The organism is Robiginitalea biformata HTCC2501 (assembly GCF_000024125.1).
Taxonomy (GTDB): domain Bacteria; phylum Bacteroidota; class Bacteroidia; order Flavobacteriales; family Flavobacteriaceae; genus Robiginitalea; species Robiginitalea biformata.
In genome coordinates, this window is the sequence record NC_013222.1 from 2,369,667 (window position 1) to 2,391,192 (window position 21,526).

Sequence of the window (21,526 nt, forward strand, 5' to 3'; positions counted from 1 at the left end):
ATATAGTGGATGTTTGGATACTGAAAATATACACAAATATTTAATATTCCTATGGGAGAAGTATTAAATAGCGGCCAGGATAAACCGATAGCGCATGAAAACCTCCGGGATAATTCTTCCGACAGCGGAAAAATGGAGATATTTGTAAAAACCCTGTCCGAAAACAGATATACCATAAACAACCGATCGTTTTTTCTGGATTTTGTAAGTTAACCAGGGTCTTTTATGTATTATGATTATGCGAGAGAATTTCAATGACTTTATCACCCGGTTCAGTGAAGGCCTGAGCAATTTGTTCCACGACGACAACAATATCGACGCCCTCAGTCTGGAACGCGGATTGCCGGATGCCGTGTGGGATGACATTATGGGGATGCAGCCACTTTCGGTGGCCATACCGGAGGAATTCGGCGGGCGGGGACTGCACGTTTCCGAATGTCTGGGGGTATTGGCGGCTGCCTCCTATGAATCCCTGCCGCTGTCCCTCACATTCGGGATCAATATCGCCCTGTTCATGGAGCCCCTCGCCAAGTATGGCCACGAGGAGATCCAGAAAGGTATTTTTGATCGCTTCTTAAACGATAAAGCGATGGGCGGGTTGATGATCACGGAACCGGATTACGGCAGCGACGCCCTGAATATGCAAACGCAGTATACCGAGACCGAAAACGGCTATCGCATCAAGGGTAAGAAGCACTGGCAGGGCCTCACCGGGATGGCCGATTACTGGATCGTTGCTGCCCGGAAAGCAAACCCTTCCGGCGACTTAGCCCGGGACATCGATTTTTTTGTCACAGCGGAGAATATGCCCGGACAGCAGATCCAGGTGGAGAAGTACTTCAACAACCTGGGGTTGTACATGATTCCCTACGGCCTGAATACCCTGGACCTGGAAGTACCGGCCAATCAAAGGCTCCAGGCGCCGCGCACCGGGATCAAGATGATGCTGGATATCCTGCACAGGAGCCGGCTGCAGTTTCCCGGAATGGCTATGGGCTTTATTCGGAGGATGCTGGACGAAGCATTGCAGCACACAGACCAGCGGATGGTTGCGGGTAAAAAACTCGCCGAGATGGACTCCGTGAGGTATCAGTTGTCTCGGATCCAGGCGGCTTACTCATTGTGTTCGGGCATGTGTGCCCGGAGTTCCGGGATGAGTGGTATCGATCAGGAACTCGCCACCCGGGGCATGGAGGCCAATGTGATGAAGGCCCTGGTGACCGACCTGATGCAGGAGTCCGCCCAGATTTGCGTACAGCTCAACGGATCCGCCGGTTATAAACTCGACCATGTTGCCGGCCGGGGGATAGTCGACAGCCGGCCTTTCCAAATATTCGAAGGTTCCAATGAAATGCTTTACACCCAGATCGCCGAAGGGATGATCAAGGCCATGAAGAAGAGCAAGGACCTGCACCTGAAGCGGTACCTGGCCGGGGAGCCCCTCACCAGCCGCGTAGCCGACCAGTTTGGCGATTTATTCGATTTTCAAATAGGGGAGAACCTGCCGCAGCGCCAATTGGTATCCCTGGGCCGGGTAATGGCCCGTGTAGCCTCCCTGCAATACGTGGAGGTGATGACGGAGGCTGGTTTCCGCTCCGACCTGTATGAGAATACCCGGAAGCACATGGAAGCGGACGTCCGCCAATTGCTCACGCGGCTGCGCTCTTTGAACGACGCGGAACCGGTTGAAGGGTATCGGGAGTCTTCAGACTGGATGCAGTTTATTATCCATTGAGCAACTGTACGAGTTTTAACCGGCTGTTGATCCCTACTTTTGAGTAAATCCGGTGGGTGTGGTCCTTGACGGTTTGCAGGCTGATAAACAGCTCATCTGCAATCTGCCGGTTGGTCTTCCCTTCGCAAATCTTTTCAATAACATCCTGTTCCCTGGGGGTAATCCCATATGTTTCAATCAGGTGTTGCAGTTTTCCTTTGTGGGTGGTCTCCGGGAATACGGGCTGGAAAAGGCGGTCGGACACCCGGTAACTATACAAAAAGGGCAGGGCCGCTGAGAGGAAGTACACCAACAGGCCCGGGGCTGCCAGGAAGGATTCCCGGGTAATCAGTCCCAGCCCGACAATCCGGAGGATCAGGGCCAGGGCAACCCCCCAGGCAAAACGCATAGCATATCGGTTGGGTCGGCCGCCTGATTTTTTTCGCCTTAAAAGCAGGGCGCCAACCACAAAGGCCGTGCTAATAAAGTCCGGCCAAAGGGCAGCCCCTGCCAGAACGAGGGGCCACGCCGGGTCGGAGACATCTCCTGAAACTGCGTTCAAATAGCTGAATATCCATACTACGGGCAGCATCAACCCGGCCATTGCGACCACCCCGATAGTGTGGCCGGGTACTTTTCGGGAACCGGCCAGGGCAAAACCCAGCGTACTGTACAGCAACCAGCCGACCCCGGCAAACGGCAGGGCCAGGACCGGCAGCCAGCGGGCCGTATTGTTGACCGTTTCCGGCTGCATCCCGCCAAAAAGCATCAATTCCCTGAGGCCAAAAGGCCCCCAGAGCGCATAGAAGGCGTAGGCATAAAAGAAAACCAGGTAGTAGAAATACTTTTTGTGGAATTGTGAATCGTACGTTACGACGGTTTGACGGCCCATCCAGATGCAGCCCAGGGCAATGGCGGAGCAGAGGAGGAAAGCGAGGATGAACAGGATTCGGATCAAGGCTGGGCTTTATCGACCTAAAAGTATATAAAAAGCCCGGCGTACCAGGCCCTACTTCGGTAGTGTTTTAAGAATCACTACCAAAGTTGGATGTTTCAAACGGGCTGGTGGCCTATATTCGCTTCAAATCAGATATCCATGCAAACTTCCGGCTCCTTACCCCAACCCGGCCTCACCAGCAGTTATGCGTTTGGCTGGCAACAAATGCTTAAATCCTTTCTCTTTCTATTCCTCCTGGTTATATTCCTCATGTTTGCGGAATCCCCGGCTTCTGTGGCCAGGGATTCGGATTGGGATGAGTCTTTGCTTTCCCCCTTGTTGCATTTACTGGCCTTGATTTATACCCTGCTGGTCCTGCCAGTTTTCAGTTATGGGGGAGACCTGCTGTTTGTGCGGGCGGTCCGGGAAGAACCCCTGGAGATCCAGGCAGTGGTGCAGGGATTCCGGGAAAACTACCTGCATATTGTACTGGCCCATCTGCTTACCTCTGCACTGATCATCCTGGGGTTCCTGTTCCTGATCATCCCGGGCATCATTTTGGCCTGCCGGCTGGTCTTTGTTTCCTACCTGGTTATGGATAAGGGTCTGGAGCCCATCGCGGCGATTGAAAAAAGCTGGGAAATGACCCGCGGCCAGGGTTTCCGGATATTCGGCATGGGCCTGCTTGCCATTCCGATATTTATTTTAGGGCTGCTGTGCCTGGTTGTGGGGGCATTCGTTTCGGTGATGTGGATCAAGGCAGCCTTTGCCTCCCTATACGTGGCCACAGACCGGCAACAACAAGCCGCCGAGGATCCCTATATTGTCCGGGAATGAGCGATTTCTCTTTTAGGGTGGAGCATTCTGCACCCCCATGGAATGGGTGTTACAGCCCCTGTGCCAGCGCCCGCATCTTATTCGTCAGCGAACGGATGGCATCGGCATACCGGGTGTCCCACTCTTCCAGGCGATTGGTAGATTTCTCGGTAATTTCATACTCGAGTCCCGGAAGGATCCAGGAAGCATACCCGCTGAACGGATCAGTGGAAGCATAAAGGGATTTATACCAGGAGCCAAAATACATCCCCTTGTCATCTATAAAGCTCTTTTCAAGGGCAATGAGTTCCCGGTTGATTCGCTGGGCCCGGGCTTTGGATAGCTCCCCTTTCATAAGTAATGCCTCTATTTCCCGGGAGAGTTCCAGGGCACTCTGCTCCAGTTCCGGAACGACCTGGTTGACCTGCTCAAACCCTTTGAAATCCCCATCGTACGCCTTGATTTTTTCCACGGCACGGGCAAAATGGCCTTTCAGGTCCGTGGCGTATTGCGTGAGTGCATAGGGGATCAAATCGGCATTTGCCATCCGGAGCGCCATCAGGCCGGCCCATTGTCCGATGGTCCCACCCATTTGAAATTCAGGGTCAACAAAGGTCTTGTAGTAGTGAAAATCATCGTAGTTTGTATGATACAATGTTGGGCCTCCAGCTCCGCCGCTCAGGGATGGTACACCCACATGCATATAAAACCCAACATGATCCGAACCGCCTCCGAGATTGCCGATGGAGGGCGCGTCCTGTCCGTCCCTCCACTGGTCGTACAGGGAGTTCCCCGAGTAGGGGTAATCCACTTTTTTTGCGGTTTCCGTCAACAACTTTTTGAGGGTCGGGGAGGCAGAGGCGCCGATATTTTTGCCGGAAACACCCCCGTCAAAATTCATGTAGGCAACGGCTTTTGCATTGAGTTCCCCCTTCATTTGCTCCACCCATTCAGCAGATCCGATGATGCCGTGTTCCTCTGCATCCCAATGGCCGATCAGGATAGACCTCCGGGGTTTTACTCCGCGTTCTGCCAGGGCCCCGAGGGCTTCGCTCACCGTCAACAACATGGCTGTGCCGCTATTCGGGTCTGTTGCCCCGAAAGCCCAGGCATCCAAATGGCACCCCAGGATAATCCATTCATCCGGGTAGACGGCCCCTTCAAACCTGCCCACTACATTCGCCACCCGGACCATATCCCGTTTCTGATCAACGTGCATCCTGAGGGTGAGCTCACCACCACCTGTGAGCCGGTAGGTAAATGGCAGCCCTCCCTGCCACGCCGCCGGGACCACATCGCCCTGCATCCTGCCCAGGATTTCCTTTGCAGAACCATAGGGGAGGGGCAATACAGGTATACCGGGCAGTGCCGTACTGGCCGGGTCCAGCCGATCTACCTTTTGTTTGCCATCAAGCGGCAGGGCAGGTTCAAAAGGCGTCAGGGGGTCGCCGGTGTAATCCAAAGTCAGGACAGAGCCCCTCTGGATGCCACTTTCATTGTAATAGGCCCCTTCCGGGTAAACCAGCCCGCGGGTGTAACCGCTATCGGCCGGATCCGTGTAAATAATCAGGCCCACAGCCCCGTATTGTTCGGCAAACTTGGCCTTGTAGCCCCTGAAATTCCCGCCGTACCGCGCAATGACTATTTTCCCTTCCACCGTTACCCCTGAATTTTCCAGGTATTCGAAGTCTTGAAGTGTTCCGTAATTGGCATAGACAACTTCTGCCGTTACGTCCCCGCTGCCCGAATAGGCATTCCAACCTTTCCCCAATGAAGGGTCGGTAGAGAAGGGGTCTTCCGGAAGGATGTATTCCTGTTGGTTGAGCGGCAGGCGGATGGGCGTAACCAGTTCCACCCCGGAGCTGCCACCATCCCCGGACATATAGATATCATAGGGATACCGGTTTACTTCCATACCTGCCTCCTGCATGACGGAAGCGATGTAATCCGCTACCTCCCGGTTTGCCTGGGTACCCGCCACGTGGGGTTTCCGGGTCAATTGTTCGAGGTGCTTCCTGAACTTTTGAAAATCCACGGCCTCCAGATATTCCGATTCCACGGATTGTTGGTTGATTGCCGATTCCGGGGTATATCCGGTTTGGTACTGGGCTGTGGTTGCCGAATGGGTAAGGGTTGCAAGGAGGATGCAAATGGTTGTTTTAATCCAGGTCTGCGGATGGAAGGCGGGATGCATGAAGTGATATAAATTAATTATTAATGATTCGTACCGTAGCCGGGGCTCCGGGATTTTTCCCGGCTGAAGATAGGCCAATGCCGACAATGGAGAAAGCGGGGCGTCAAAAAAATACACACCCCGGCAGGATATACCCCAAGGGATAACGAATAGGAGCAGCCTCCCAATAACAGGCCCCGGCAGAACCGGGGCCTTCCATCCGATTTGCGAATTGCAGAACCGGAACACCTAACCGTTTGCCAGGTCTAAATCCCGGTTGCCACGAATTCCCCGGTTATCAGGAGATCCCCCGCGGAACCGGAAGCATCGATGTTGATGGACCCCCGGATTACGGATCCACTGATAGAGGATATCGTGAAGGTGCCGTCATCGGACTGGGAACCCAGTTGATCCTCCTGGATGTTCCGCGAATAATTGACGAACGCATGGAAAAATGAGAACAGGTCCGTCCCAACCTTATAGGTTCCCGTGGTTACTTCTTCTTCCATGGTGATACCGAGCGTCAGGGTTTCTTTTCCTTCCGTATCCTGCGCCACCACTACAATGGTATTGAGGACGGTGTCTTCCCCTTCTCCGTTTTTGACATCCGTAAAATTGGAATTAAAGTGAATAGAGGAGCCGGTGAATGTAGCCTTTCCGGATTGATCCACAATGGTAAAATTAAAATAGGGATCGCTGGACTCTGGGGCTGTATCGCCGGAATCCGAGGAACAGCCCATCAGTACGAGCAGGCAGCAAAAAGCTGCGAATATCGAATATGCTTTCATGATTGCCGTTATTTAAAAAAGTATCCAACAGATAACATGACCACGGAGTTGGTCACCTTGATGTCACCTTCCGTGCTGTTGATATCCCCACCGAAGTAGTAACGAGCCCCGAAATTCAAACCGCCGTCCAGTTTGTATCCCAACCCGAGGTTCAACCCGATATCCGTCGATTTCACAATATCTTTGAAATCCTCTGTCTCTCCGTTGTCTTCCACTTCGGCTTTGAGCAGAATGCCCAGTTGCGGCCCGGCTTCCAGGCTCAGGCCATCGGCCACAAAGTATTTCAGGATCACCGGGATCACCAGGTAATCCACGCGCCAGATCTCATCGGTGTCATCCTCGTCTATGGCCCCCTGGCCGGAATAGAGCAGTTCCGGTTGGATGGCGAGTTGGTCCGTCAGCGGGATTTCGGCCACGCCCCCCAGGTGAAAGGATGTGCGGCTTTTACCCCCGTTTTCAAAATCGCCCCCCAGACTTGCCAGGTTTAACCCGGCCTTTACCCCGAAGGCAATGTCCTGGGCCTGCAGAGCAGGCATTCCCAGGAATAGTACAATCAATACATACAGTGTTCGTTTCATAATGCTGATTTTTAAGTGTTCCGATAATAGTTTCCGGGGGATTTTGGGTCAGTTCCAAAACTAGCAGTCCGGGTGTGACCCTGCTAACACAGGGGTTCCGAATACTGACAAATAAGTGCTTGGTGATTAATCGCAGAAGGTGGAAGGAGAGGCCCCGTGGCGTTCCCGAAAGCACTTGGAAAAATAAGACAGGTTATTAAAGCCCACCCGATAGGCCACCTGGGTAACCGTGTCTGCTTCCTGGCGGAGTAGCTGGGCAGCGCGGTCCAGGCGGAAGTTGCGCAACAGGGTCCCGGGGGCGGTGTTGGTCAGGGCCCGGACTTTCCGGTGCAATTGGGTCTTACTCATCCCGAGGGCGCGCTGCATCTGTGGCAACCCGAACTCGGGGTCTGCATGCTCCGCTTCCAGCAATGCGTGCAGGCGCTCCAGGAATTGCTGGTCCAGGGAGGTGGCCGTAACCTCTTCGGGTACCACGGCATGTGCCTGTTGCTGATAGTGGTCGCGCAATCGCTGACGCTGGCGTATGAGGTTGGCAACCCGAACGCGGAGTTCGCGCGTATCAAAGGGTTTGGTCAGGTAATCATCCGCACCGGTTTCGAGCCCTTCGAGTTTATTTTCCATGCCCGCGCGGGCCGTTAGCATAACCACGGGGATATGGCTGGTTTCGATACGGGTCTTCAATTTCTCAGTCATTTCCACGCCGTCCATACGGGGCATCATCAGGTCGGTGATAACCAGGTCCGGATTCCTGGATATGGCCAGTTTCAAACCTTCTTCCCCGTCCCGGGCCGTAAGGGTGCGATAGGCGTCAATCAAGCCGTCGCAGATAAACTGCCGCATGTCCGGGTTGTCTTCTACCAGCAATACCAGCGGCAGGTTCCTTAGGTCCGGGGAACGGAATGCAAATGCCTTTGGGGGTTCGGCTTCCTGCAGCGTGTTTTGCGGGTCCTGCATTTCCCCATGTCCGCGGGTGCGGATGGCCCGCAGGGGTAGCTGAACCGTAAATCGGGCTCCTTCTCCTTCCTCACTTTCCACAGTGATCGTTCCGTCCATCAGTTCCACCAGGTCGCGGGATAGGGCCAGGCCGATGCCGGAACCTTCCCGGTCCCTGGTCATGCCGCCCTGGGCCTGGTAGAACCGGTCGAATATATAGGGCAGGTCGCCGGAGGGAATCCCCCGGCCGCTGTCCGCCACCTGCATGGTGAGCAATTCGTCTTTATATGTGGCTTCAAATGCCACTGTCCCGCCGTCCTCGCAGAATTTAAAGGCATTGCTGAGGAGGTTGTAAACAACCTGTTCAATTTTATCCCGGTCGAACGATGCCCACAGGCTATCGGTGGGGATGCGGACGGAATAATCCATGCGGCGTTGGGCCGCGTGAGAGTTAAAGGCTGAGGCTGCCGCCCTCAGGCATTTGAATACGTCCCCTTCGGTAGGCTTTAACCGGAGTTCCCCCTGGTCAATACGGGAGAGGTCCAGTAATTGGTTCACCAGGCCGAGTACGCGCTGCGTATTGCGGCGGATCATCCGAACCTCTTCCCGGCTCAGGGTTTCCCCGGGGTTCTGTTCGAGTTTTTCAATCGGGCCTTTGATCAGGGTGAGCGGGGTGCGGAATTCATGCGAAATATTGGCAAAAAAACCGGATTTCAACCGGTCGAGCTCCTGCAATTCCAGGTTGGAGCGCTGCTTGAGCCGATACTGGTTGTAGATCAGGCCTGCCAGCAGGAGCACCAGCAAGGACAGCCCGATAATCCCATTGCGTTCATTGACCCGTTTGTTGAGTTGTAATTGCTGCAGGCTCTTCTCCGACGCAAGCAGCGCAATCTCCTGGTTTTTTCTTTCGCTCTGATACCGCGCCTCTATCTCGTTGGTGGCCTTCAGGATATTCTCGTCATACAGGCTGTCGGTAACGCGGCCCCAATTTTCTGCGCTTTCAAATGCCCGCTGGTAGTCCCCCAGGGCGCCGTAAGCCAGGTACAGGCGCCGGTAGATCTTGCTGAGCAAATCCAGGTCCGTTACCGGCGGCTCACGGTCCAGCAGCCGCTGGCAAAGATCAATGCTGCGCCTGTATTCCCCGAGGCCATAGGCTGTGACGGACAGGCTGTAGCCCACGGTGTTCACGAGCCGTTCGTTACCCACCTCCCGGGCCAGGGAATCCGCGCGCTGTAAGACCTCCCGTGCCCGCGCGTATTCGGACAATTCATTGAAGGCAATCCCCAGGTTGTTCAATACGCGGCCCGCACCGAGGAGGTCGCCGGTAGCCTCTTTGATGGGAAGGGCTTCCCGATTCAGGGCAATGGCTTTCTCGTTTTGGCCAAGCTCCGTGTAAACGGCTGCGAGGTTCGTCAGGCAGGCCGATATCCCCGGCTGTATATCGAGCTGCCGCACCCGTTCAAGGGCCTCTTCGTAATTTTCAATAGCCTTATCGTATTGCTTTTGATCGGCATAGAGGCCCGCCAGGTAGTTGTACGCCTGGGCCTGGGTGTTTATATCACCGGCCTTTCCGGCCAGGTCGATGGCCTGGCCAAAGTAATCCACAGCGGCAGCCGGATCGTTTTGCAAGCGCTTAAGCCACCCCAGTTCGCTGTAGCAGTTGGCGATCATTTTTTGGTTGCCCGCCAGGCGGTAGTCGGCCAATGCGCTGACAAGCAGCGAATCCGCTTCCCGGTAATTGCCCAGCCCGGAGAGTGTAAAACTCTTGATGCGTTTGGAAGCTGCCAGTTTCTCGGTAAGGCCGAGTTTCCGGGCCAGGGTTTCTGTCCGGTTGGCGTAATCCAGTGACTTGTTGAGGTCCGACCGGAAATAGGCCCAACTCAGGTCGAGCAATACCTGGACCCGGACGCTGTCTTCCGGGAGCCCCGGCAGGACCTGCAGCAGGCTATCCCGGTTGTATTGCCCGGCGCCGGCCGCATGCAGTGCCAGGAAGAACAGCCAAAGTAAATGTCTCAGCATTCCCAATGAATCAAAATTTAGGCTACCCGTAAGCAGGTTTTATGGGGGAATGTCGGGGATGGGGCCATCCCGTACTAACAATCCGGGACCACAATGTGGTACCCGGGTTCCATTTTCTGTATCCTGCGGAGCATCTTGAACACAGGTGCCTGAAAATGAGTTGAATATTTAGCAATTTAGCCAAAAACGAGTCAGTCAGGTGAAATTTCGAGGAGAAAAATCTCGATAAACGGCACTATTATCCGACCAAATCCAGGCGGATTTCACTGTTTGGTACAAACCTCCCCGGATACCGATTCATTGATCGTGAGAATGTGGTCGTTACCCGAAACTGTGAAAAAATGATAGGGTATCTTATGAATTTTAACAAAATCCGCAGCGGTTTTGCCAAAAACCTGTGAAAAATTCATAAGGGATTCCTGCCTGCTCTTTTGACATTTGACTCACCGAACCCCAAAATCTGTGTGTTATGAAAAGAATATTCACCCTTAAAAACCTCCTCGGTACCCTGTGCCTGCTCACAACCCTCAGCCTGAGTGCCCAGAGCGACAGAATTGCTGATGCCCGGCATACGGCCAGCCAGGAAGCCGACAAGCGCGTCGATGATTATCTGAAGCTGGTGAAGCTCGGGTATTCCGAACGGGAGATATACGAAGACCTCGGAAATGTAAACTTCCTGACGGAAAACTACGAGTCAGCGGCCTTCTGGTACCAGAAACTGGTAGACCTGGCCGGAATCCGCGCCATACCCGAAAGTTATCAGGAGCGCTATAAATACGCCATGCACAAGGCTGGCATTATCCAATATTCGGAAGTAGTGGCCCAGCGCGACTGGGTTTCCCGGATCAAAGACGACTATCAGATCGAGCGGAGCTCGCATGCCGCGCAGCTCACCCGATCTCTGGCGGAGAATTATAAAATGCCCGAATTCGGCCGTAACGATGCCTATCCGAATACCGAGAGCCTGGATGCCCTACGGGCTCTGTCGGAAGCGGATCTCGTTCAGATGCAATCCGAGCGGGCGGCTGTGCAAAATGCATACCTGCCGCCGGTATCGGTAACGGCCGACGGGCGTACCGCCTATTTCAGCAAAGCGGTGTTTGTAAAGCCCCTTTACGGGATTTTCTCCAAAAAACAATTGGTACATAAGATCTTCCGTGCCGAAAACATCAACGGCCAATGGGGGAATGTACGGGAAGTAGCCGTGGCCCCGAAGTACGCTTCGGCCATGCACCCGGCCGTATCCGCCGATGGATCCCGTCTGTATTTCGCCTCGGATATGCCCGGTACCTTCGGGAAATTTGATATCTACGTAGCCGATATCGGCAGGGATGGAAGCACGGGTGCCCCCCGGAACATGGGTGAAAAGATCAATACGCGGAAGAATGATTTATACCCCAGCCTGGCTGGAGGCGATATCCTCTTCTTTGCCTCTGACGGCCACGACGGATACGGCGGGCTGGACCTGTACGCCGCACGTGTGGCTCGCCGCAGTGTGGGGCTTGCCATCAATATCGGCAGCCCGTTCAACAGTATGGAGGATGAGTTTGCCCTGAACCTGCAAACCGAAGACGGCATTGCCTATGTCATGTCGAACCGGGGAGCCGCCCGGGATGACATCCAGCAACTGGTATTCTCCTATTTCGACGCGGAGAACAACCACGTGGCCGAAAACCGGTACAGTTTTAAGGAAATATTGGCTACGGAGCCCTCCCAGTCCTATGCAAACACCATGTTTGAGGATTGATTGCCCGGAACTTTGACTGACCCACCTGCCGCCGGGATGCAACCGGCGGCGGATCACCCCAGGGAACACCCCCATCAACCCCGAAAAATACAACCCGATGAAAGTCTGTAACCATTTCGACATCAAAACGGCCGCTGTGCTGCTGTTTTCCCTGCTCTGCTTCGGGCAGTCCGTCCGAAGCCAGCAGACCGGAGAACCCGAGGGCGATTTCAAAGTAAAGAGCCCATTCCACAACCAGTTGTTTTTCAACAGGTTCCTGATCAACCCCACATTTTCGCTGGTCAGGGAGAATAAATCCTACCTGAACATCCTGCACAGGAACCAGTATGCCACCTACGAGGATAATATCCAGAATTATTACCTGGGATTCAGCAACAAGCTCAATGAGCGGACGGCCCTGGGGATTGGCGTATACGGTCAGTGGGAAGGCGTGGTCCAGGAATTCGGCTTCAACGCCAATTACGCCACCGCCGTCCGCCTGGGCGATAAAAGCAAATTGACGTTTGGCACCAACATCACTTATGTGAGCCAGGGGCTCGCCCGGAATCGGATCGTTACCCCGGAAACCGACCCCACCCTGGAGGAAAGCACCAAGGAGAGCAAGATTTCCGTCCAGCCCGGGGTGGCCCTGTCCGTAGGCCGCTTCGATGTGGCCCTGTACGGCAAGGACCTGATCCGGTACAACCAGACCACCAACGAGTTGCTCACCGGGTTTGAAGCCCGCAACCTCCACGGGGCCCTGCAGTATACCCAACCGCTCGGCGGGGCGTCCGGCCTTTTTGAGAACGGGCGGTTGATGCCGCTGGTCCAGGTTGGAATGGACGCCGAAGACCGCATTGCCTATATCGGCTCCCTGCTGCTGGACCTGCCGAATTACGGTTGGGTGCAGACTACCTACGACGCCACCTACGGCCTGTCCATGGGGCTCGGCTTCAACCTGAATCAAAAGTTGTCCCTGGGCTACCTGATGGAGAAGGATCTGTCGGATACGGGCTCCAACCTCGGGTGGAACCACGAGCTGTCCTTGGCCTATACCTTTAAGGACGACGAGGACAATGGGGAGATCTTTGTCGATGCCGGTACAATGAGCAAGGACAAACAAATCGATGCGATTGTGCGGAATTATGAGGACCAGTTGCTGGAGTTGCGCGCGGCCCGGGATGCGGATGCAGTGGTTAGCGAACAATCCCTGGCCTGGGAGAACCGACTGATCCTGGACGAACTCATGATGCGCCAGGATTCCATCGAAGAAGCGCGAACTGCCCTTTTTGAACAGAAATTCGAGAGCCTGGTACGGACTATCCGCAATGAGATCCGCAACCAGGACCAAACACCCGAGCGGGTGGTGCCGCCTGCCGGGCGCAGGAATATCACCACTGCGGTAGCGGCTGCCGAGACCCGGAAGCCTGCCGCCCCGGAACCCTATAAGCCCGTGGCAAAGCGGGATTTCAAAGAATTACCAATACGAGCTAAAAATCGGTCGGATATCGTTGGGGTATCTTCTGGTTATTATCTGATTGCCAATGTTTACAAGAACAAGAAGTATTTAAACGCTTTCGTAAAGTCATTGAAAGAGAAAGGTTTGGATGCGCGGCAATTCTATAACACGGAGAACGGGTTGTATTATGTATATCTGGCCGATTTTTCATCCAAAGGGGAAGCCGACATGGCCCACCACACAGACCTGAGCGGGAAGTACCAGGACGAGAAGTGGATCATGGAGGTGTATAATCCGGTTGCCACCGCAGAGGTGAGCTTCCAGGAGGAATAACCCCTTCAAAATTGAGTCCGGATCGGAAATAGCGGCTGGCCATCTCCGGGGACAGGGTTTGCGCCCCAGAAAATAAACCCTCCCGGTAGCCCACCAGCGGTCCAGCCGTGGTCCGGTCCATCCAACGGACCCGATAGAAGTAAGGCCTGCTTTCCAATTGCGGATAGCGGGCTTTATTTATTGCGGAACCAAGCCCTTTTGTTGCGGAGCCAACCCCTTTCTGTCACCTGGTTCCACAGACCGCCCGGTCTGTTTTTTGGCAAATTTTCGACGAACTGCACCACCGGCGTGCACTTGATCGAAAATTCCTGCAAATGCTCGGTGAATTAATTGAATATCCGTACTTTTCGAATAGATACAACACAACCAGTTTACAACCCAAATCCCCAGAATCATGACGTACTTTTACCCCCGAAAGCACGGCACCCAGGATTCAATCCACACTGCCGGTTCCCGGGCAGACCATCGGCCCCGGGAATTTTCCGAAACGCAGCACCCGCTACCAGAACCCATGCGAACAGCCGGCCCCAACGGCTGAGTCTTCGCCGGAAGCGCAAGGCGCCAGCGTAACAGGATTCACCTGAAACCATTTATTGAAGGAGCTCAGGAGCAGGCCGGAAACGGACTGCGCCAGGGATAGTTTATCTCAAAAACTCCCCGCGAATCTGCCGCGCGGTTCCCTTGTGGCCCGTACCTCCGGGTAAAGGGCCTGGGATTCCCAGCCCAAACCGGAAGCGTTATTCAAACCCCAAACCCAATACAACCCAAATCTTACGCTTATGAAAACTACTACTTTAAAGGTCATGGTCATAGACAGCGATATCCGCTTTCTGGAAGCCTATCCTTATTATTTCAACACCTACCGCGATTACGACCTCGCGGGGATCTATTCCTCTGTGGCAGAAGCCCTGGAGGACTATTCGAGAATCCAACCGGACATCGTCCTTTCTGAGGTACACCTGCCAGAGGGATGCGGTGTGGCCGGGATTGCCGAATTTCGCAAACGGGATGCCGATGCCAAGGTCATCATGGTGAGTGATGAAACGGATTTCGAGACCATCAAGAAGTCCTTTAAGCTCGGCGCGGTCGGGTACCTGACCAAACCGGTGAGCAAGAAACGACTGGAGCAGGCCCTGGATTCGATCAAATACGAAGGGGCTGCCCTCAGCCACGATATTGCCAAACAGGTGATCTCCATGTTTCGCCGGAAGCATTATGCCAATTTTTCGGAACGCGAAAACGAAATCATCGAATGCCTCGGGCAGGGGATGACCTATAAATCCATGGCCGAAAAACTGTTCGTGACCACCAGCACCATCAATTTCCACATCCAGAATATATACCTGAAACTGGATGTGAATTCCAAGTCTGAGGCCCTGCAGAAAATCAGGCAGCTCGAATGCGCCTGAAACGATAGTTGCTTTGTGGGATTAGCTGCTAGTTCATCAGCGCGGCGGGCCGTAGCCATAGCGGCCCGTTTCCTGGTGGCAAAAATGGAAAAGTGCTCCGGGAGGAGCACTTTTTTATTTCAGAATCTGGTCGGAAACCGGCTATTGCCGATCGGCTGCAGCCACATCCGCGCCCAGGCCGCTCAGGTCCTCCCGGTACATCCATAACTCGGTGGTTTCACTGACTGAGGCGGTTTGCCAGTCTTCCAGGAATTTCGGAAAACTCCCGGAACCGTGGACTTCTTCAAACCAGGCGGGAAATTCGTCCCCTTCGCCCATAAAGGTCATTTTATCGAAGAAATCCACCCAGGCAAAATCCATCCCGTCCGAGGTGGCCATCGTATTGAAATAGATTCCGTAGGGGACATCCGCCATTTTTTGGGCGTATACCTCCCGTACCTGATCGACAACGCGCATGAACGTTTCATTTTGGAACCGGGCCATGTCTGCGATAAATACATTCAGGTACTTCAGCTTAAAGTCCTCGCTGAAATTCGATTTGTCCGGATAGAACCGCCAGGTATGGGTGACCGTGCCGGTTGTATGGGCCAGTACGGCATTGTTCCAGTGGTCAAAATGGTCGCCGCCCATTTCCATCTCATCCATGGTGGCCCAGGTGTGGGGCCCCATAGTCCAGACATAGTTATCCGAGTTTACTCCGTTCATTACCCAGTAAACCCGGGCCCCGGCAGCCCCGTCCTGGTGGTATTTCTGGTTGTGTTCCTTCAATCCGGCCTCCAATTCGGCGATCTCGGCCATGTTGGGTGTAAGCATAATGTTCGTAAACATGGGGTACCCCATGGATTCCTGGGCGCATAATGCAAAAGGCGCCAGCAACAAAATGAGCATTAAATTTTTCATCGGTTACAATTAATTGGTTGATAGACACGGAACATTCCATGCCGATTGTGTGATGTTGGCGGGGGAGGGTGTCGCCCGGGACGGGGGCGTAAAGGTTCAGACAATCCCGGAAAAACCGGATTGTATCGGAAGAGATTCCCGCTACGGGTTTGCGGGAGCAGGTTGAGGGATCTCTTTTTTGTTTAGTATGCCCGTAACCAACCTAAGATACTAAAAATCAACCAGAAAATTGAGGTAATTAAAGAACTAAAATATCCCTTATTTTTGCCCCAATGGACACCTGGTACCACTACTTGTTACTGGTCGTTGTGGGATTCGCCGTTGGTTTTATCAATACGGTAGCCGGCGGGGCCTCCCTGATCTCCCTCCCCGTGCTTATTTGGCTGGGGCTGCCCCCGGCGGTGGCCAACGGTACCAACCGTGTGGCCATTGTCCTGCAGACCGCCATGGCTACGGCCGGATTTCGCAGTAAAGGGGTGAGCACCTTCCCGTTCAACGGCTACCTGGGTCTCGCCGCGGTGGCCGGTTCGCTGATCGGTGCGTACCTGGCCGTGGATATTTCGGGTGAATTGTTCAACCGGATCCTGGCTATTATCATGGTCGTGGTCGTACTGGTAATCGCTTTTAAGCCCGGGGTGCAGATCGATACGCTCCAGGAACGCCTGACCGGCCGGTATCTGTGGGCCGGCTGCCTGGCATTCTTTTTTATCGGCATTTACGGGGGCTTTATCAATGCAGGAGTCGGGTTTATTATCATTCTATTCCTGCACTACTTCCACCGGATGGACCTGGTCCGCACCAATGCGACCAAGGTGGCCGTGGTCTGTATCTATACGATTGCGGCCCTGATTGTGTTTATCGTCAACGACAAGGTCATCTGGAAGGTGGGGCTGGTACTGGCCATCGGGAACATGCTCGGAGCCTGGTTCTCGAGCCGGATTTCCGTGGGTCGGGGCGACGGGTATATCAAGGGCTTTCTGATCGCGATGATCCTGGTGATGGCAGTTAAACTCTGGTTTTTTACATAATGGCTATGGAACGGCATCTCGACGCATTGAACTGGCGCTACGCGGTGAAGAAATTCGATCCGGAGCGGTCACTGACAGCCGAACAGGTGGATGGCCTTAAGCGGGCGTTCAACCTGACGGCCACTTCCTACGGGTTACAACCCATCCAACTCGTAGTTCTCCGGCACAAAACCCTGCAGGAGGAGTTGGTGGTACATTCCTATGGGCAACGACAGGTAGCGGATGCCTCGCATTTACTCATTTTTTGCATCGAAAAAGCCGTGGATAGCGCGTATATCGAGGCCTATTTTAACCGGGTTCGGGAAGTCCGGGGTACCTCAGGGGAAATCCTCGACCCGTATCGCCGGGAGTTACAGCAGCGTTTCCGTGGGAAACCGTCGGAGGAGGTGCGCATCTGGGCCACCCACCAGGCGTATCTGGCCATGGGCAACCTGCTGACTTACTGCGCTTTTGAGCGTATCGATTCCTGCCCGATGGAAGGTTTTGACCCGGAGGCCTACGATCGGGTCCTCGGCCTGGAAGACCGTGGGCTCACAGCTGTCCTGGCCATGCCGGTGGGGTATCGTTCCCCTGAGGATATTTTTTCCGGTTTCAAAAAAGTCCGGCGGAAACTCGAGCGCTCCGTCTATACAATCGAAGAAAAGTAAAGCTATGCCCGGTTTTGAATTATTTGGAGAAAAGGAAAAGCAATCCGTTCAGGACGTTCTGGACAGCGGCGTTCTGATGCGATATGGTTTTGAGCCGATGCGCAACGGCCATTGGAAGGCACGGGAACTGGAATCCGCCCTCGCCGGACGCATGGAAACCCCGCATGCGCACCTGGTGAGCAGCGGCACGGCGGCCTTAACGGTAGCCCTTGCAAGCGCCGGGGTGGGGGCGGGGGACGAAGTGATCCTGCCGGTGTTCACCTTTGTGGCCAGTTTTGAGGCGGTGTTGTCCTTAGGGGCGGTACCAGTGCTCTGCGACGTCGATGATACGCTGACCCTGGACCCCGGGGCGGTTTCCGGGCTGATCACGGAAAAGACCCGGGCCATCATGCCGGTGCATATGTGCGGGTCCATGGCAGACCTGGAAGCGCTCCAGGCCCTGGCGGGGAAGCACGGCCTGCTACTGGTGGAGGACGCCTGCCAGGCAATCGGCGGCTCCTATAAAGGCAAGCCGCTGGGGAGTATCGGGGAGGCGGGTTGTTTCTCGTTTGATTTCGTAAAGACCATAACCTGCGGGGAGGGCGGGGCCGTCATTACGCACTCCCCGGATATATACGAAAAAGCCCAGGCCTACAGCGACCACGGGCACGACCATGTCGGCAGGGACCGGGGGGCGGAAGGCCATCCCCATTTGGGGTACAATTACAGGATCTCCGAATTGCACGCCGCTGTCGGCCTGGCACAACTCGCCCGCCTGGACGACTTTATCGGCATTCAGAAACGTCACTACGAGGTGCTGGAGGGGGCCGTCAGGGAAATTCCAGGGGTTGTTTTACGCCGCGTCCCCGGGGGCGGGGTCCAGAATTATTCCTTTTTGAATTTTTTCCTGCCGGACGCGGACAGCGCCCGTCGTGCGCAACGGGAGCTATCCGAAGCCGGGGTGGACGGGGTCTTTTACTGGTACGACAACAATTGGCACTACCACCGTCGTTGGGAGCACCTGAAAGGGTTGAAATCCCTCGGGGCCCTGCCGGCAGAGACTGCCCGGCGGACCCGGGAAGCCAACGACCGGGACTTTCCCGATTCCGATGCCTGGATGGGCCGTTGCCTGTCGGTACTGATCAAACTGTCGTGGACGGAAGAAGCGGTCCGTCGGCGCGCAGCTGCCCTTTCAAATGTCCTGCAGGAGGTGTCGGGGTAGCGAAACCGCTGTGGCCCGCATGAAGGAGTATTCAGCCCCTGCGGTATCGCTCAATAGGGCACGTAATCCACTATTTCCAACCCGTAGCCGACGATCCCGACGCGCTTGGCCTGGGAGCTGTTGGTCATCAGCCGGATTTTCTGGATCCGCAGGTCGTGGAGTATCTGTGCGCCAATCCCAAAATCCTTGGTGTCCATTTCGATTCCCGGGGCTTTGAGGATGCCTTTCGCCTGGTTTTCCTCCAGACCCCTGATCCGCGAGAGCAGGTTCAGGGATTCGCTGGGCTGGTTGATAAAAACTATGGCTCCCGTACCTTCATCGTTCAGGGCCCGGAACATATCGTCCAGTTTTTTGTCTGCATCGTTGGTCAGCGTCCCCAGGATGTCGTTGTTCACCAGGGTGGAATTGATCCGGGTAAGCACCGGGTCGCCGTCCTTCCAGGCACCTTTGGTGAGGGCCAGGTGTATCTGGTCGTTGGTGGTTTGACGGTAGGCGTGGAGCCGGTATTCCCCGAACCGGGTTTTGACGTCAAAAGAGGCCTCTTTGCGGATCAGGCTGTCGTGCTTCATCCGGTACGCGACCAAATCTTCGATAGAAACGAGCTTCAGGTTGAATTTGCGCGCCACCCGGGCCAGTTCGGGCAACCGGGCCATGGTGCCGTCCTCGTTGAGCACTTCCACGAGGATTCCCGCCGGTTGGAATCCCGCCAGCCGGGCAAAATCGACGGCAGCCTCTGTATGGCCCACGCGCCGCAATACTCCCCCGTTTTTGGCGCGGAGCGGGAATATGTGGCCGGGACGGCCGAGTTCCTCCGGCCGGATGTCCGGGTTCACCAGGGCCTGGATCGTTTTGGCGCGGTCGTGGACGGAGATGCCCGTCGTACAGCCATACCCGATCAGGTCTACCGATACGGTAAATTGCGTGTGGTGCAGCACCGTGTTGTTTTCCACCATCATTTTCAGGTCGAGCGCATCGCATCGCTCCTCGGTAAGCGGGGCGCAGATTAGGCCCCTGCCATGGGTGGCCATAAAGTTGATCATCTCCGGGGTTACCTTTTCGGCCGCCGCGATAAAGTCGCCTTCATTCTCCCGGTTTTCATCGTCCACCACAATGATGACCTTGCCCTGCCGGATATCTTCAATGGCGGACTCGATGGAATCCAGCTGTATTTTTTTTCCCATAGTCAGTTTTTGGTAGTCCCCGCTTTCTTTTTTCGGGAAAAACGATCCCTGATAAAATCTATAAAATGCCCGAAGCTCATCAGACCCCGGTCGGCCGTGGCGCGCCGCGTCAGCCAAACCCCCAGGGGCAGCATAATCATCGTCGGCAGCCAGGCGCCGAGCACCGGTGGAATATTGCCCTCCTTGGCGTAATTATTTGAAAATACGCCGAAAAAGTAATAGGCCAGGAACAGGACGATGGCCACCACCATCGGCAGGCCCAACCCGCCCTTTCTGATAATGGCGCCCAGGGGAGCGCCAACAAAGAAAAGGATGATGCAGGACAGTGCCAGTGCAAATTTGTTGTGCAGGCTCAGGATATGCCGGTTATAGCGCTTGTAACTCAATTCCAATTCCTCGCGCTTGCCTTTAACAGAATTCAGGATATTCCGCACGGAATTGCGGCTGGCGTCCAGGATCCGGCTTTTCTCAAATGTCAGAAAAGCGCTCAATGGTTCGTCCCTGGGGATTTCCCGGTATTCGGAAGCCGCCAGGACCGTATCGGGCACCTGGATGGCAGCGCCCACCTGTTCCCGGATCTTTGCCGCCAGGCTGTCTGCCCTGCGGTTTTGGGCGGTATCTGCCTTATTTCCGGTTGCCGCGTCCGTGTCCAACTCGGAATCCGGTTCCGGGTTGCGGTCTGCAACTGCAGTATCCGAAAGAGTCGAATCCCTGGGGATGGAATCCGTACTGCGGACCATGGACGAGTCGGTGCCGCCGGCCGCAACGGAATCCGCAGGGCTCAGGGTCATCACCCCCATACGCGATCGGGTACTGCGCGAAAAAGCAGCCGCCACCCGGAAATTGTGCTCCCGGATCGAATCGATATCCGTCCGAAGCCGGGAGACGTTTTTCATCCGGTCCGTTTCCACGTTCCGGTCTGCTTCCAGGTCCTCCATGTTATCCGGCAGGGCAATATTCATGATGTAGGTGTCGAAATCGGCCTTGGCAAAGGGATGGGTACGCTGGTTGCTGCCGGAGGCCTGCGTCATTTCGTGATAATAGTGGCCGTCCCGCAATACGAGCTGGATAATATCCGAGCCTTCACCACTGATCAGCTCGCCGGTGGCCGCCTTGATCACCGTGGTATTCCGCTGCAGGTTAGATTTTTCGTGGATAACCACATTTTCAAGGAAGCGGTCGTTCTCCCCGTATTTGCGATCAACCTTGATGTTCTTGCCCTCAAAATCGCTGAACACCCCCTCCGTGATGACAGCGGCCGGTTTCAGGGTGGCGATATTCCGGCGCAGGTTGTAGATTTTCTGTTCGGAGATCGGGATCACCGTATTGGCAAAATAAAACGTGACAAACCCCAGGAGGGATACAAATACGATTAGCGGCAGCATGGATCGCTGCAGGGAAATGCCGGACGCCTTCATGGCGGCAAACTCGTAATTCTCGGCAAAGGCCCCGAAGGTCAGGATGGAGGAGAGCAGGACGGTAAGCGGGAGTACCTTCTCGGTCAGGTTCGGCATCAGGTAAAAGAGGAACTTCCCGATAATGATGATGTCCAACCCCTTCCCGGCCAGATCGTCGATAAAGAGCCAGATCGTCTGGAAAATGAAGATGAACATCAGGATCACGAACGAACTGAAAAAATTCGTAAGGAACCTTTTCAGGATATATTGATCGAGAATGCGCAAGC

16 protein-coding genes are annotated in these 21,526 nt (G+C 54.8%); 8 read left to right on the forward strand and 8 right to left on the reverse strand.

The genetic code is table 11. From position 1 onward, the window contains the following. The first annotated feature begins 232 nt into the window (after positions 1-232). The gene (locus RB2501_RS10555; protein ID WP_015754800.1) at positions 233-1,735 is read left to right on the forward strand and encodes an acyl-CoA dehydrogenase family protein; all 1,503 of its coding nucleotides are present in this window, start codon (positions 233-235) and stop codon (positions 1,733-1,735) included. Here RB2501_RS10555 and RB2501_RS15870 read toward each other — a convergent pair. Then, positions 1,725-2,672 carry a helix-turn-helix transcriptional regulator gene (locus RB2501_RS15870; protein ID WP_015754801.1) on the reverse strand — a complete coding sequence of 316 codons (948 nt, stop codon included), beginning with the start codon at positions 2,670-2,672 and terminating at the stop codon, positions 1,725-1,727. The two genes, RB2501_RS10555 and RB2501_RS15870, sit on opposite strands and share 11 nt — an antisense overlap. A 138-nt stretch (positions 2,673-2,810) precedes the next feature. Here RB2501_RS15870 and RB2501_RS10565 point away from each other — a divergent pair, with 138 nt between their 5' ends. Beyond that, entirely contained in the window at positions 2,811-3,488 is a 678-nt protein-coding gene (locus RB2501_RS10565) for a hypothetical protein (RefSeq protein ID WP_015754802.1), read from the forward strand. Positions 3,489-3,537: 49 nt separating this feature from the next. Here RB2501_RS10565 and RB2501_RS10570 read toward each other — a convergent pair whose 3' ends face one another. From RB2501_RS10570 to RB2501_RS15875, 4 genes are all read right to left on the reverse strand, one after another. Then, positions 3,538-5,661, reverse strand: coding sequence for a M28 family peptidase (locus tag RB2501_RS10570; RefSeq protein ID WP_015754803.1), 2,124 nt, complete (start codon positions 5,659-5,661; stop codon positions 3,538-3,540). A gap of 245 nt (positions 5,662-5,906) precedes the next feature. Further along, positions 5,907-6,428 carry a hypothetical protein gene (locus tag RB2501_RS10575; protein WP_015754804.1) on the reverse strand — a complete coding sequence of 174 codons (522 nt, stop codon included), beginning with the start codon at positions 6,426-6,428 and terminating at the stop codon, positions 5,907-5,909. 8 nt (positions 6,429-6,436) lie between these two features. After that, positions 6,437-7,006 carry a porin family protein gene (locus RB2501_RS10580; RefSeq protein ID WP_015754805.1) on the reverse strand — a complete coding sequence of 190 codons (570 nt, stop codon included), beginning with the start codon at positions 7,004-7,006 and terminating at the stop codon, positions 6,437-6,439. A 126-nt stretch (positions 7,007-7,132) separates the two neighbouring features. After that, positions 7,133-9,958 (reverse strand): tetratricopeptide repeat protein, encoded by a 2,826-nt coding sequence (locus tag RB2501_RS15875; protein WP_015754806.1) that lies wholly within the window; start codon positions 9,956-9,958, stop codon positions 7,133-7,135. 469 nt (positions 9,959-10,427) lie between these two features. On the opposite strand from RB2501_RS15875, the gene RB2501_RS10590 reads away from it, so the two are divergent. The 3 genes from RB2501_RS10590 to RB2501_RS10600 all read left to right on the forward strand — a co-directional run bounded on the left by RB2501_RS10590 (position 10,428) and on the right by RB2501_RS10600 (position 14,885). Beyond that, complete coding sequence (locus RB2501_RS10590) at positions 10,428-11,705, forward strand: TolB family protein (RefSeq protein WP_015754808.1); 1,278 nt, start codon at positions 10,428-10,430, stop codon at positions 11,703-11,705. Positions 11,706-11,802: 97 nt separating this feature from the next. Next, positions 11,803-13,476, forward strand: a complete 1,674-nt coding sequence (locus RB2501_RS10595; RefSeq protein WP_015754809.1) for a PorP/SprF family type IX secretion system membrane protein — start codon at positions 11,803-11,805, stop codon at positions 13,474-13,476. 779 nt (positions 13,477-14,255) lie between these two features. Then, positions 14,256-14,885 carry a response regulator transcription factor gene (locus tag RB2501_RS10600; RefSeq protein ID WP_041327197.1) on the forward strand — a complete coding sequence of 210 codons (630 nt, stop codon included), beginning with the start codon at positions 14,256-14,258 and terminating at the stop codon, positions 14,883-14,885. 141 nt (positions 14,886-15,026) lie between these two features. Here RB2501_RS10600 and RB2501_RS10605 read toward each other — a convergent pair whose 3' ends face one another. Next, the gene (locus tag RB2501_RS10605; RefSeq protein ID WP_015754812.1) at positions 15,027-15,785 is read right to left on the reverse strand and encodes a hypothetical protein; all 759 of its coding nucleotides are present in this window, start codon (positions 15,783-15,785) and stop codon (positions 15,027-15,029) included. Positions 15,786-16,057: 272 nt separating this feature from the next. Here RB2501_RS10605 and RB2501_RS10610 point away from each other — a divergent pair, with 272 nt between their 5' ends. Genes RB2501_RS10610 through RB2501_RS10620 form a run of 3 tightly spaced genes read left to right on the forward strand, consistent with a single transcriptional unit; the run spans position 16,058 to position 18,661 of the window. Beyond that, positions 16,058-16,813 carry a sulfite exporter TauE/SafE family protein gene (locus RB2501_RS10610; RefSeq protein ID WP_015754814.1) on the forward strand — a complete coding sequence of 252 codons (756 nt, stop codon included), beginning with the start codon at positions 16,058-16,060 and terminating at the stop codon, positions 16,811-16,813. Beyond that, positions 16,813-17,460, forward strand: coding sequence for an NAD(P)H-dependent oxidoreductase (locus tag RB2501_RS10615; protein ID WP_015754815.1), 648 nt, complete (start codon positions 16,813-16,815; stop codon positions 17,458-17,460). Before RB2501_RS10610 ends, RB2501_RS10615 begins: the two co-directional genes overlap by 1 nt. A 4-nt stretch (positions 17,461-17,464) precedes the next feature. Continuing rightward, entirely contained in the window at positions 17,465-18,661 is a 1,197-nt protein-coding gene (locus tag RB2501_RS10620; protein ID WP_015754816.1) for a DegT/DnrJ/EryC1/StrS family aminotransferase, read from the forward strand. A 50-nt stretch (positions 18,662-18,711) separates the two neighbouring features. Here the strand turns inward: RB2501_RS10620 and ribB are convergent, their stop codons facing one another. Then, positions 18,712-19,842, reverse strand: a complete 1,131-nt coding sequence (ribB, locus tag RB2501_RS10625) for a 3,4-dihydroxy-2-butanone-4-phosphate synthase (RefSeq protein ID WP_015754817.1) — start codon at positions 19,840-19,842, stop codon at positions 18,712-18,714. 2 nt (positions 19,843-19,844) lie between these two features. Beyond that, entirely contained in the window at positions 19,845-21,524 is a 1,680-nt protein-coding gene (locus RB2501_RS10630) for an LptF/LptG family permease (protein WP_015754818.1), read from the reverse strand. Between the last annotated feature and the right edge of the window lie 2 nt (positions 21,525-21,526).

Bases quoted from the DNA above. Each gene is read 5' to 3' on its own strand.
- RB2501_RS10605 (WP_015754812.1), bottom strand. From the start codon at position 15,785: ATGAAAAATTTAATGCTCATTTTGTTGCTGGCGCCTTTTGCATTATGC.
- RB2501_RS10610 (WP_015754814.1), top strand. From the start codon at position 16,058: ATGGACACCTGGTACCACTACTTGTTACTGGTCGTTGTGGGATTCGCC.
- RB2501_RS10580 (WP_015754805.1), bottom strand. From the start codon at position 7,006: ATGAAACGAACACTGTATGTATTGATTGTACTATTCCTGGGAATGCCT.
- RB2501_RS10595 (WP_015754809.1), top strand. From the start codon at position 11,803: ATGAAAGTCTGTAACCATTTCGACATCAAAACGGCCGCTGTGCTGCTG.
- RB2501_RS10590 (WP_015754808.1), top strand. From the start codon at position 10,428: ATGAAAAGAATATTCACCCTTAAAAACCTCCTCGGTACCCTGTGCCTG.
- RB2501_RS15875 (WP_015754806.1), bottom strand. From the start codon at position 9,958: ATGCTGAGACATTTACTTTGGCTGTTCTTCCTGGCACTGCATGCGGCC.
- RB2501_RS10600 (WP_041327197.1), top strand. From the start codon at position 14,256: ATGAAAACTACTACTTTAAAGGTCATGGTCATAGACAGCGATATCCGC.
- RB2501_RS10565 (WP_015754802.1), top strand. From the start codon at position 2,811: ATGCAAACTTCCGGCTCCTTACCCCAACCCGGCCTCACCAGCAGTTAT.
- RB2501_RS10620 (WP_015754816.1), top strand. From the start codon at position 17,465: ATGCCCGGTTTTGAATTATTTGGAGAAAAGGAAAAGCAATCCGTTCAG.
- RB2501_RS10615 (WP_015754815.1), top strand. From the start codon at position 16,813: ATGGCTATGGAACGGCATCTCGACGCATTGAACTGGCGCTACGCGGTG.
- RB2501_RS10555 (WP_015754800.1), top strand. From the start codon at position 233: ATGATTATGCGAGAGAATTTCAATGACTTTATCACCCGGTTCAGTGAA.
- ribB (WP_015754817.1), bottom strand. From the start codon at position 19,842: ATGGGAAAAAAAATACAGCTGGATTCCATCGAGTCCGCCATTGAAGAT.
- RB2501_RS10575 (WP_015754804.1), bottom strand. From the start codon at position 6,428: ATGAAAGCATATTCGATATTCGCAGCTTTTTGCTGCCTGCTCGTACTG.
- RB2501_RS10570 (WP_015754803.1), bottom strand. From the start codon at position 5,661: ATGCATCCCGCCTTCCATCCGCAGACCTGGATTAAAACAACCATTTGC.